7 protein-coding genes are annotated in these 11503 nt (G+C 44.9%); all 7 read right to left on the minus strand.

The window, feature by feature from the left end; genetic code table 11:
* Positions 1–75 precede the first annotated feature (75 nt).
* Positions 76–873, minus strand: a complete 798-nt coding sequence (locus tag D7D25_RS02575) for a rhamnogalacturonan acetylesterase (protein ID WP_122967405.1) — start codon at positions 871–873, stop codon at positions 76–78.
* A gap of 1 nt (position 874) precedes the next feature.
* Positions 875–2548: a glycoside hydrolase family 28 protein gene (locus D7D25_RS02580; RefSeq protein WP_122967406.1), complete on the minus strand. Its 1674-nt coding sequence runs from the start codon at positions 2546–2548 to the stop codon at positions 875–877.
* 151 nt (positions 2549–2699) lie between these two features.
* On the minus strand, positions 2700–4202 hold the full coding sequence (locus D7D25_RS02585; RefSeq protein ID WP_122967407.1) for a polysaccharide lyase family 1 protein: 1503 nt from the start codon (positions 4200–4202) through the stop codon (positions 2700–2702).
* Positions 4203–4412 (minus strand): hypothetical protein, encoded by a 210-nt coding sequence (locus D7D25_RS02590; protein ID WP_148038826.1) that lies wholly within the window; start codon positions 4410–4412, stop codon positions 4203–4205.
* Positions 4413–4549: 137 nt separating this feature from the next.
* Positions 4550–6160, minus strand: a complete 1611-nt coding sequence (locus tag D7D25_RS02595; protein WP_122967409.1) for a DUF5123 domain-containing protein — start codon at positions 6158–6160, stop codon at positions 4550–4552.
* Positions 6161–6180: 20 nt separating this feature from the next.
* Positions 6181–8100, minus strand: a complete 1920-nt coding sequence (locus D7D25_RS02600; RefSeq protein ID WP_122967410.1) for a RagB/SusD family nutrient uptake outer membrane protein — start codon at positions 8098–8100, stop codon at positions 6181–6183.
* A 9-nt stretch (positions 8101–8109) separates the two neighbouring features.
* The gene (locus D7D25_RS02605) at positions 8110–11307 is read right to left on the minus strand and encodes a TonB-dependent receptor (RefSeq protein WP_255417150.1); all 3198 of its coding nucleotides are present in this window, start codon (positions 11305–11307) and stop codon (positions 8110–8112) included.
* Between the last annotated feature and the right edge of the window lie 196 nt (positions 11308–11503).

The following is an 11503-nucleotide window of genomic DNA, read 5'->3' on the forward strand; positions in this document are numbered from 1 at the left end:
TGTAAATTTGGATATTCTCCCGCAATGGTATAACAGAACCAAGTTTGCCTTCTGCTCATTGCTTATCGAAAATATTCAATGGTCATTGAGTAAACGAACCAAGGGGGTTAATCCCTGTTTTTTCACTTCACTCACGAACAGCTGCGCCACTCCACGAGCACCCTCCTCATTGAGATGCGTATTATCATCCAGGCCGTTAGGGTATAACCTGCTCACCCCGGGAGGAAGCTTATGAAAGAATGCGTTTGATCCCTCTACTCCTGCATTTTGTAACCATTCCGAGGTCATCTCTTCCATATCTATCAACGGTACATTGGTCTGTTTTGCCACAGATCGGATGATATCGGGATATTCACCGTGGGTGGGAACAAGATGGCCGCTGTCGTCAAATCGCCTTCTGGCCACAGGAGTACACAGGACAGGATGCCCTCCGGCATCTTTGACTTCGTTGACAAAAGCCACGAAGTTCAACCGGAATTGTGCGGGCATGGTATAACTCCTTTTTGTGACCACCCCGTCATTGTGTCCGAACTGGATAATAACAACGTCACCAGGGGTTATATTGTCGTAAAGTTCGGTCCACAACCCCTCTTCAATAAAAGTGCGCGTGCTCCTGCCGTTACGACCATAGTTCAGCACTTCTGTTCCCCCGGAGACCAATTCCGGCAACAATTGCCCCCAACCTCTTTCAAGGAACGGTTCTTCAAAAGTCTCACCTGTGATTGTGTCTGTCACACTTTTGGACAGCGGCTTATCGGCCATCGTGGAATCACCCATCATAAGAATCTTGGCTGTTCCCTCTTCCCCACCGCTGCAGTTAATCAGTATCATCGAAACGATCAATAAAATGCACGGAATAATTCTGGATCGCATATCACTGATATATTATTTCCGATCTATCGACTTCGGGGGCTATCTCCACCTGATCCTGTGGCAAACCCGGGAGCTGTATTCCTGAGTTCTGGCTTCCGGTTATCCTGGCCGCCTTACCCGATTCATTGACCTCGAAAGTGAGATTGGTGCTCTTGAAATTCTTCACATTATTGAATAAATAGGCAGGCCCTTCATCCGGAATCACCGTCACATCCTTGAAAGTAATATCTTTCGATTCCGAAAACTCGGCACCATAACGTGCAGTAATAAATGCATTTTCGAGATTGATATTCTCTATATTCATCTCGGAAAGCCCGTTGAAGAACATCGCCCTACGGGCATTTCTCGATACAAGATTTTTCACATAGATATCTTTAAATACCGGAGTTTCCTCAGTAACCGGGAACGGTTGTCCGCCGGCAGGTGTTGTATCTCCATCGTCCAACGACTCCGATGCCGATTTACCACCGTAAAAAAGGTCGAACAAAAACGACTCGGTTAGGATGTTATACATATATATGTCTGAAATGTAGATGTTCTCCACTACCCCACCACGACCACGATTACTCTTGAACCGGAGTCCGACATCGGTACCGAGGAACTGGCAATTTTTCACAGAGATATTTTTTACGCCCCCCGACATTTCACTGCCGACAATAAAACCGCCATGTCCGTGGAATACTTTACAATTGTCCACGATCAGATTTTCAGTGGGACGGGCACGGCGGCGGCCATCTTCATCCTTCCCCGATTTGATACAGATGGCATCATCCCCCACGTCGAATATGCTATTCACCACAATTGAATTGACGCACGATTCCAGATCGAGGCCGTCTCCATTTTGGGAATAGCTGGGATTCTTCACATATACGCCATCAATGATCACATTTTCGCACATCAATGGATGAATATTCCATGCCGGGGAATTTTCAAACAGCACACCATGGAGATAGACGTTTTTACATTCAATAAAACTTACCATCACCGGACGCAGAAAATCCTTTATCTCAATCCATTGTTCTTCAGTCATATCCTGGCGCGGCACATTCATATCGCTCATCAGGTGCCCTTTCAGCGACCCTTCGGTAGGGAACCAGTAGTTTTCGTTATGTACAAAGCCACCGGAAGCAACCACTTGTTTCCACTTCCGATCGGGCACCTTCTCTTTTTTCAGTGGACGCCATGCTTCGCCGTATCCGTTGATGGAGCCCTGGCCCGTAATAGCGATATTCTCCAAGTTTCTTCCTGAAATGGGTGACTGGCAACGGCGTGTGTCCAATCCCTCGAATATGGTTTCCACCAGAGGGTAAAGGTCGAAATCGGGCGAGAAAAGTATCAAAGCCCCTTTTTCCAAATGCATATTTATATTGGAGCGAAAGACAATAGGACCGGTAAACCAGACTCCTTTGGGAACAACCAGCGTACCTCCGCCTTTCTGTGAAAGAGCCTCCATTGCTTTCTCAAACGCTTCGGTATTCAGCGCTATACCGTTGGGATTGCCACCGAAATCAGCCACATTCACCTGATTATCGGGAAATACCGGCGCATGTATATAAGGCATTTCAAAAGGAAGATCCTCGTATAATTGGGCATATTTGTAGTTCTGTGCCTGTTGTGTATTACAACCATATGTAAACAGAAGTGCAAACAATACAAGGAAATTAATTTTCTGCATAATATCTATCCAAGTTAATAATTAGTGATCAAAAAAAAGATTGTTTAGTTCTACATCCACAAAACTATTATTTATTGAGTAATAAAGTAGCGTATAAATTGGTTTTATAAGGCAGACAGATTGACTTATCTCTGAAATATCGATAATAACGCTACTTGGATTTGGCATCCATCAAAGGCTGAACCAAACTATGGATATATACTTCGATATTGGTATATCCGGTACTCAGATCATGCCCGGAAGAGACATCCTTTTCAATATCAAGGCCGTATTTCATCTTCCAGTCATCGGGTATTCCGTCTCCCGCGCTGTTTTTCGGCACTTCACTGCTCTTATGTTCCGGCCATCCACCCACATCTTCCTGAGAGTCTATGATACCCTTGGTACTACCGTTAGATCCCTCGTAGGTATATGTGCCATTGCGAACCTCCTCCGCTATACGGGCATCAATTGCGTCGCGGACATAGGAGGCGCCTCCAAATTCGAGCACGAGCTCATAGGCCTCTTCTGCTGAATGTGTGGTTACATTATTCTCAATCGGAAGAGGTTCCGACAGGCGCATGGCCTTCTTATCGGTATCCGAAACTGTTCCGTAGGAACCATGGAACTGGTTGTATACGCCGTATGTCCAGTTATCCTGCGTGGCACGGTCACTCCCGGCCATAAAGTTAGCATCGATAAAGAACTTACCCCAGATGTCATAGGTAGCTTTAGAAGGATCCTTGGTATATTTGTCTATACTGATAATACGCTCCCGGTGCCGTGAGGCAGGTCCCGGCTTATAATAATTGCCTACAATATTGATATTCCCTCCTTCGGCACCATACGCGCTGTTATTTCCCCAATTGTAAATCACATTATTCCGGAAATCGACCAGATTGGTAAGTGCAAAAGCATCCCCCTCATACTCGCCGAATCGCGGATTACGGCTGTCGTGATGTGCAATCAGGTTATGATGAAAAGAGGCCCTGCGCCCTCCCCAGATAGCGCCGTAACCATGCGCTCCCTTCTCATGGAAAGAATTACGCAGGCTTTCCGTTATATAACACCATTGCAGTGTAAAATCGGTATTCTGGTAAAATGAGACACATTCATCTGTAGACCAGCTCATAGAGCAATGATCGATGATAATATCCTTCTGAAAGCGGCCGCCCAATGCGTCTGCCTCGGCACGAAGGCGATCCCCCATTCGAAAACGTATAAACCGGATGATCACATTTCCGGCATCCACATTCACCTCATGATTGGCAATGGTGATACCATCTCCGGGAGCAGTTTGCCCGGCGATGGTCAGGTCACCGTTCTTTATTGTAATACGACTCTTCAGCTCAATGATACCTGACACTTCGAAAACCACGATGCGCTTGCCGCTGGCAGACAGGGCAGCACGCAACGAGCCGGGTCCGGAATCATTGAGGTTCGTCACCTTAATAACCTTACCACCTCGTCCACCGGTAGTATTCTTTCCAAAACCCTCAGCCCCGGGAAAGGCAAAAGCCTCTTCTTCAACAGGACTAGGCTTGTAATCCTCTTCTTCTTTGGGATCTGTCCGCTCTGTGTCGGGATCTGCTCTTGCGTCATCTTTTGAACAGGAAAGAAAGAAAAAGTGAAATATAACCAATAGTATACATATCAGGAGACTACGTTTTTTCATTTATTTGAGATTTTTGCCGATCCACTCCATGATCGAATGCCCGGTCTCGAGTGATATCCAATGCTCGTTCATCGGAATTATCAATGCCTTTTTATTGGCATCGAGGATATTATATACAATATAACTGGTAGTAGCCGGACACATACTGATCTCTCTTATGGGGTGTGGTAACCCATAATATGTCAGACTGATGAGGATAGTTCTGGGCATAGGTGGAAAAATCTGATACCAGTAAAAAGAATACAATGAAATAGATCGGTTTCATTTTTCAATCTGTTTTGTGTAGCGGGAAAAGAAAAAGAATTCACAGGGAAAGGCGGTTTTCTTTCCCTGTGGCATCTTATCCATTACCACCAGCGAGGATCACCGGGTTGGCTTTCCCCTCCAATGGTAATATCAATAATGGAGAAATTCCCTTCAGCCGGATTCTCGAACAGTTCGTCCGAAGTTTTCAGATAATCTGAAATACCCGACAAAGGATAACCCGAAGCAACAGAGAAGTCTGCAGTCCTGTAGGAGTTCGATACAAACGGACTTTCAATTTTCGGATTGGTACCCCTGGCTTCTACGGCTGCATCCGACGCAGCAAATATGGAATTGCTGATCGTAAGCAAATCCGGCACATTCCCTGAACCGTTAAAATGGATAAGGTATCTACCTGATGCCAGAATATCGTAGAAAGTACAGTGATCTATTTGTAATGAAGATCCTTTGGTTCTGACCGACAGTACATGCGTATTCTTCACTTTGTAAATTGTACTGTTGCGTATGTTGATATTCTTTATCAGTGAACTGGCATCTCCATTCACAATACCAAAGTTACCTACATTATAGATCACACATGAGTTTATATCCACATCCTCCACGGTAACAACTCCGTTGGTACGGAATATTCCCCTGAAAGAGTGTACCGTACAGTTCTCCATCCGGAACATGGATATATCCCTGGTATGGGTCGGCTTATCATTAATCACATAATCGGCATCACCATCTACCCCTTCAATATAAAGATTCTGCAACCACACTTTAAAACCGGTTCCCAAAGGATCGAACCTTAATTCTCTCACCTTCAGATAGGGTTGCGAGTCTGTAGCGGAGGGTAATCCCCACAACGTAAGTGATGTGATATGGGCAGGAAGAGCCCATGTAGCGCCTATCTCATAGCTCGAGCCGGCTGGGAGAACCAGTACTACTTCCGATTCAGTCACCTCTTTCAGGTACTCCACAATATCCTCATCTCCCGTCAGATAATATCTCTGCCCGTCTCCGGAAACCCGTGGATAAGTCTTGAATGCCGCGCGTCCCCGGATCTTATCGTCATTCATAATTGACACTACATATTCGGTATCGGGTTCCAGCCCGGTTAGATGCACTTCACCATTCGCGATTTCTTCGGGAGTGAGAGCTGTCCTTGTCCTTTCATTGTCTATCGTGACTATATAATGGGTCACTTTTAATCCCGGCTCCCATACTAAGGTGGCATTGTCTTCACCATAAGCGAATGAAGAGACGATCTGTTCACTCGGTGTCCGGAAGGTAATCGCCGCCCATTTCGAATCGGGCAGATCCTTATCGGATATGGATTTAATACGGGCCGAATATCTTGTCGAAGCATCCAAATCGGAAATAGTAACAAGATATCTCTCCGACGAAGCAGCATCATCGGGCAGCATGTCCTCTTTCACTATTTCAATGATCTGCTCGATGGAATTGAATTCCAGACTATCCTTGCTCAACTCTACTATATAAGACCTGTCATTCGGCACCCTTGAGTAGCGGAGTTCAACAGAAGTAGAATTCAACCTGGAGGTCTCAAAAAAGACCGGCGTGAACATCCCGGCTTTGCTTTCATCCACCTCCCAATCATTCACTTTATCCACACAAGCCGGAAACAGGATTATTACACTTAACATAAGAAGCCGGATCATGACTTTATTGGTAATAGAATGTTTGTCCATTGTAAAATCTTTTTATAGTGTTAATAACCGTAAGAGTTGGATAATATTCCCTGATAATCACTTATTACACTACTGTGAATCGGGTAGAGATATCGATTATCACATACTCCGTTATACTCTTTCAGAAGCCCGGAACTGAACAGTCTGACCCGGTCTTTGTAGCGGACTTTGTTTTCATCCGAGAAATTCGTCATCCATACTACTCTGGTATAGCCCTGATTTCTTACTTCATTATTGTCCAGATCATCCAGATCTGGTCTGGAGGTATAGAAATTGATAGCATCCATATCCAGGTTTTCATTATCGCTCTTATACCTGTAATAGAGATTTACAGGAAATGCGTCATACTCCTTATCCATTATTTTTGCTACATTCCCGTCAATCATATCGTTAAATGCGTCTCGTTGTTCCTGGATTTTTTCCTGTAACAGATTCCATCGTATCAGATCGAACTTACGGATACCTTCACCTCCGAACTCCCACGCGCGCTCATTCACGATAGCATCAAAGAAATCTTCTTTGGAAGTAAGCGCATTCACATAATTATCCACTTTATCCACAGCGTTGGACACACCATTAAATGCCCTGGCTCTTACCTCTCTCAAGGAATTTTTCGCCATATCTGTCGGTCCGTGCAATTCATTTTCGGTCTCGGCATACATCAATAACACGTCAGCATAGCGCATTCCGATCCAGTTGATACCATATCCCCATTTTCCATTAGCAGCAAGGTTTTGGGCCAGCCATCTCGAATTTTGGCTCATCCAACGTTGATCCCATTTCGCAAAGTTGTAAGAGAGTGGATTCGTCTGGAAAAATTCTCTCTGCTCACCGCTCGAATTACCATACATGGAAACCGCCACCGTGGCATTTTTGCGGGGATCGTTCCTGTCAAACGAATAGTAATAATAAGCACTTGTATTCACCACATTGGAGTTATTGCCATATCCGTATTTGGAGTTGGTATAAAAACGGACACCTATACTGTAGCCGATCTCACCGCTCTGCGAAAGACCCAACGCCACCTCATACAGGTTTTCGCCATTTAAACCGTCTATTACAAGAGAATTGATATCTTTCCAGATGTCCAGGTAATTTTGTTTCAATTGATATCTTCCTGATTCAATGATCTCTTTGCACTGCTGATGGGCAATCTCGTAATATTTCTGCCAATCGGTTCCTCTTTCAGTCGGAAATCCGGGTTTATCCCTGAGCGCATATCCTCCGCGGGTGAGGCACATACGAGCTATCAACCCCTTAGCAAACCCCTTTGATATCCGCTCTGCGGTACCATACGAAACAGCACCGGCGCTCTCTCCTATCCAGGGAAGATCGTTCTCTGCTTCAACTAATTCATTGATCAGGTAGTCAAGGATTTTATCCCTGTCGGTCTTGGGCAAATAGACATTCGACAGGTCGTTACTGGTCGGTTCGGTCTTGAAAGGAATGTCACCCCACAACCTTGTCAGTTCAAAATATCCCATTGCTCTTATCACCTTTGATTCGGCCAGCAAAGCCTTCATCGCGCTTTTTTCACTTTCGGTGCCGGATTCCAGCAGGGGACTGTTCCCTATTCCCTGTATCACGAGGTTGGCCCTTTCAAGCATCCGGAATATATTGGTCCACTGCAGGACAGAATTTCCCGCTGTAGCGTAATAATTGGAGCTACCTCTGTTGCTTGCCTGGTTGTAGCTGTTTTCATCGGCACCCACAAATTCTATATCGTTGTTGGTGGTCCAGTTGATCGATAAGCGCTGGGCATACATCTGTGCATCTGCAACCCTGTCGTACAAACCCTTTACGGCCGCTTCTGAATAGTAGATAGAGGAATAAACGGTTCCATCGTCCAGATCGGACGGACTACTGGTCTCAAGAAAATCATTGCAAGAACTGAAAAATACTATCAGTGACGCAATACACATATATATAAGTTTCTTCATGATTGTTTTTTAAAAAGTGATATTAATTCCACCTACAAAAGTTTTTGCTTTTGGGTATGCTGAATAGTCGACACCCGGTGTGAACGGCGTATTTGTACGGGTGCTTACTTCTGGGTCGGGACCGGAATAGTTTGTCCAACAGTACAAATTATAGCCAGTCGCGTAAATCCTGACAGACTCGATCAGCCATTTTCTCGAGAGTGTGCCTGGTATGGTGTACCCGATTGTCAGGTTATTTAATCTCAGGAATGAACCGTCTTCTATCGCCCAAGAATGAAGCGCAGTAGTTGTCATAAGCGGATGCCAGATAGTTTTTCCCCCATTCACCTGTTTAAGCAAATCGGGGTCAGCATTATTCCCGTAGTAAATATTATTTCCGGTTGCCGGGTCGATCGTCGTAAAACGGTTTTCCAGACTCATAAATCCTCCCAAGTTCTGATATTTACGGCTTAACAACTGTGCTGAATAGTCCAACTTGTTGGCATTGTAAATATCATTTCCATACGACCAGTTGAAAAAGATGGCGGCATCGAAACCTTTATAGGCAGCGTTGAAACCGAATCCTCCGGTATGTTTGGGCAAGGCATTCCCGATGACTTGACGGTCGTTCTCTGTAATCTTGTTGGTTCCGTCGTCTGCAATCTTTTTGAATTTCAATGCTCCCGGACCAAAATAATTACCGGCGCTGATCATGGCGCTGTTATCTGCAACCCCATCCTTAAGATCCCATACTTTCCGCTCTTCGTTCCAGGTGAAATCGTCGAAAGTGTACATGCCGTCGGTAATATAACCGTACATCTGACCGAGTGGGCGGCCTTCTTCTATAAGAAAATCGTAATTCGGTTCTGCCGAACCATTCCATGACGATCCGTATAATTTAGTTTCACCCGGGTATCTCATCACATTATTTTTATTGAATGCGACATTAAATGTAGCTGACAGGGAGAAATCGCGGGTATCTACCAGATAAGCATTCAGCCCGATCTCAATTCCCTTATTGGATGTTTTGGCCACATTCTGATATTGCTGGTTGTAACCGGAAGTACTGGGAATTGGTACGGCCACAATCAGGTCATCGGTGATATTGTTATATATATCGACAGTTCCCGAAAGGCGTTGATTCAATACTACGAAATCGATACCAAAGTTAGTCGCTTTGGTGGCCTCCCATGTTAAACCATTACTTTTTAATGTGCCAGATGGAGTAGCGATACTTGTAGGGGTTTCGTTCGGATAAAACACGGAAGAGGTACCCAACACATAGGTCTGCCGCCAATAGGGATTTACCCTTGCATTTCCCACAGCACCATAGCTCAACCTGAATTTAAGATCATCGAGCCACCCTTTTTGAGATTCTAAAAAGGCCTCCTCCGAAGCTCTCCAAGCAAGTGCTCCTCCCGGGAAGAATCCCCAGAAGAGTCCCGGTCCGAATACACTCGTTCCATCTTCACGCCCGGTGAGTGTGAGCATATATTTATCTTTGTAATTATAGTTGACGCGCCCTATGAATGAGACCATCCTGTTGGGCTCTCCAATAGTGGTACGAAGCGGTTCAGCCTGTCCGGCGCTCATCGCAGCCAACACCTCCGTGGCCGAAAAGTCCACCGGGAAGTAACGTGCTTCGATAATCTGATTATTCGTTTTTGATTCGCTGGCTTCCTGTCCCACCAGCATATCAAAATTGTGCTCCTTATTGAAGTTGAACCGATACGATAATGTATTGGATATCTTCCAAGCATAGCCCTTCCTATCTTCAATTCTCGCTACCGGTTGCCCTCCGTAGTTTTTGGAAGTACTCGTACCGTTTGTCCATACATTGTCGGTTTTATTCTTCCGGTAAATATAGTTCATATTGCTGTTGAAAGTAAGGTTATCAATAATCTTCCATCTAAGCGCTCCGGCATAAGTATTAGTAAACTTATTCTGGTTCTTGTATTCATTTTCAATATTCTGTACCGGGTTATTCAACAAACTGTTGGCTCCGATACCGGCCTGATCATCATCGTCACTGATACTCGGGTCGAATGCGGCAAGACCTTTAGTCGGCTGGTATTTCACCGCATCGCGCAATTTGGTATTGGCACCCGATCCTGATGATACGCTGGGGCCGATGATAGTCTCGTCGGCCAGACGCACATTAAAATCAAGGCTGACATTATCATTTAGCTTAGTATTTACTTTAAAGTTCAGATTGTTCCTCTTATAGCCCGAGTTGATCATTATATAATCTTCGTCGTTACGCGACAGATTCACACTGAACGTAGTGGATTTGGTTCCTCCGAAAACACCCAGATTATACGTCTGCTGGACACCTGTATTTCCGAATACACGAGCCTGCCAATCCGTTCCCGGATCAGCCTTATAAAGCTCCAGATCCTGATATCTCCCATAATAGTTCTGGAAAGTATTTCCCTGATCGATCTCATACTGGTAATAGACATATTCGTAGGGACTCAACACTTCGAAAAAGTCGGTGGCCTTTTTAACCCCGAAACTGGAGTTTAAGGTGACAGAGACTTTCCCTTCACGTCCGCTTTTGGTGGTAATGAGCACTACCCCGTTCGCACCTTGTGCTCCGTAAATAGCGGTAGAGGCAGCATCTTTTAATATGTCTATCGATGCTATATCCGAAGGCGGTATATCGCTGATCGTGCTCACCGTCATGCCGTCTACAATAAAAAGAGGATCATTATTTTGCGAGATAGAGGTTCCCCCACGTACCCGAATACGTATTTCCGCATCGGGTGAGCCTTCCGGTGTAGTCACACTCACGCCGGCAAGACGTCCGGTCATCGCTTCCGCTACGGATGCCACAGGGGTATCTCTCAACGCCTTATCGGATATAGAAGCTACGGCTCCCGTCAGATCCCGTCTGCGTGCTGTTCCGTAACCAATCACAACCACTTCGTCAAGACCGGTGACATCTTCCTCCATCACGATCTTCACAAAGTCCCCTTCGATACGCGCTTCCGCACTCTTCATGCCGAGATAGGAGACTTGCAAAATTTCTGCCGACGGCGGGACTTCCATGGAAAAATTACCATTGATATCGGTGGAAGCACCTGTACTGGTCCCTTTCAACTTCACATTTGCTCCGATAACGGGTTCATCATTCGTATCCATCACGACACCTTTGATCGTTCTGGTCTGTGCGAAGAGATTCACCACACAAAAAGTTAACAGCAAAAAAATAACTGAAAACCTCATTTTAGTCTTCATTTCATTCATACATTCACATTATAGGTTTAGTAATTAAGTTAGATTAAGTTAATACAAGCCTTTATAGCCACACCTCATTTGGATAAAAACAACAAGTCTCTAAATAAAATCAACACGGATTAAAAAAACATTTTTTCTATAAGTAAGAGATACAAATTAGTTTCCATTATTTTTTGTTGCTAAT

The sequence above is a fragment of the Proteiniphilum sp. X52 genome, from assembly GCF_003712195.1.
In the GTDB taxonomy this organism is placed as follows: domain Bacteria; phylum Bacteroidota; class Bacteroidia; order Bacteroidales; family Dysgonomonadaceae; genus Proteiniphilum.

What these genes read in the sequence shown, in the direction of transcription:
- D7D25_RS02575 (WP_122967405.1), bottom strand. Translation starts at nt 873, where the DNA reads ATGCGATCCAGAATTATTCCGTGCATTTTATTGATCGTTTCGATGATA.
- D7D25_RS02580 (WP_122967406.1), bottom strand. Translation starts at nt 2,548, where the DNA reads ATGCAGAAAATTAATTTCCTTGTATTGTTTGCACTTCTGTTTACATAT.
- D7D25_RS02585 (WP_122967407.1), bottom strand. Translation starts at nt 4,202, where the DNA reads ATGAAAAAACGTAGTCTCCTGATATGTATACTATTGGTTATATTTCAC.
- D7D25_RS02590 (WP_148038826.1), bottom strand. Translation starts at nt 4,412, where the DNA reads ATGCCCAGAACTATCCTCATCAGTCTGACATATTATGGGTTACCACAC.
- D7D25_RS02595 (WP_122967409.1), bottom strand. Translation starts at nt 6,160, where the DNA reads ATGGACAAACATTCTATTACCAATAAAGTCATGATCCGGCTTCTTATG.
- D7D25_RS02600 (WP_122967410.1), bottom strand. Translation starts at nt 8,100, where the DNA reads ATGAAGAAACTTATATATATGTGTATTGCGTCACTGATAGTATTTTTC.
- D7D25_RS02605 (WP_255417150.1), bottom strand. Translation starts at nt 11,307, where the DNA reads ATGAGGTTTTCAGTTATTTTTTTGCTGTTAACTTTTTGTGTGGTGAAT.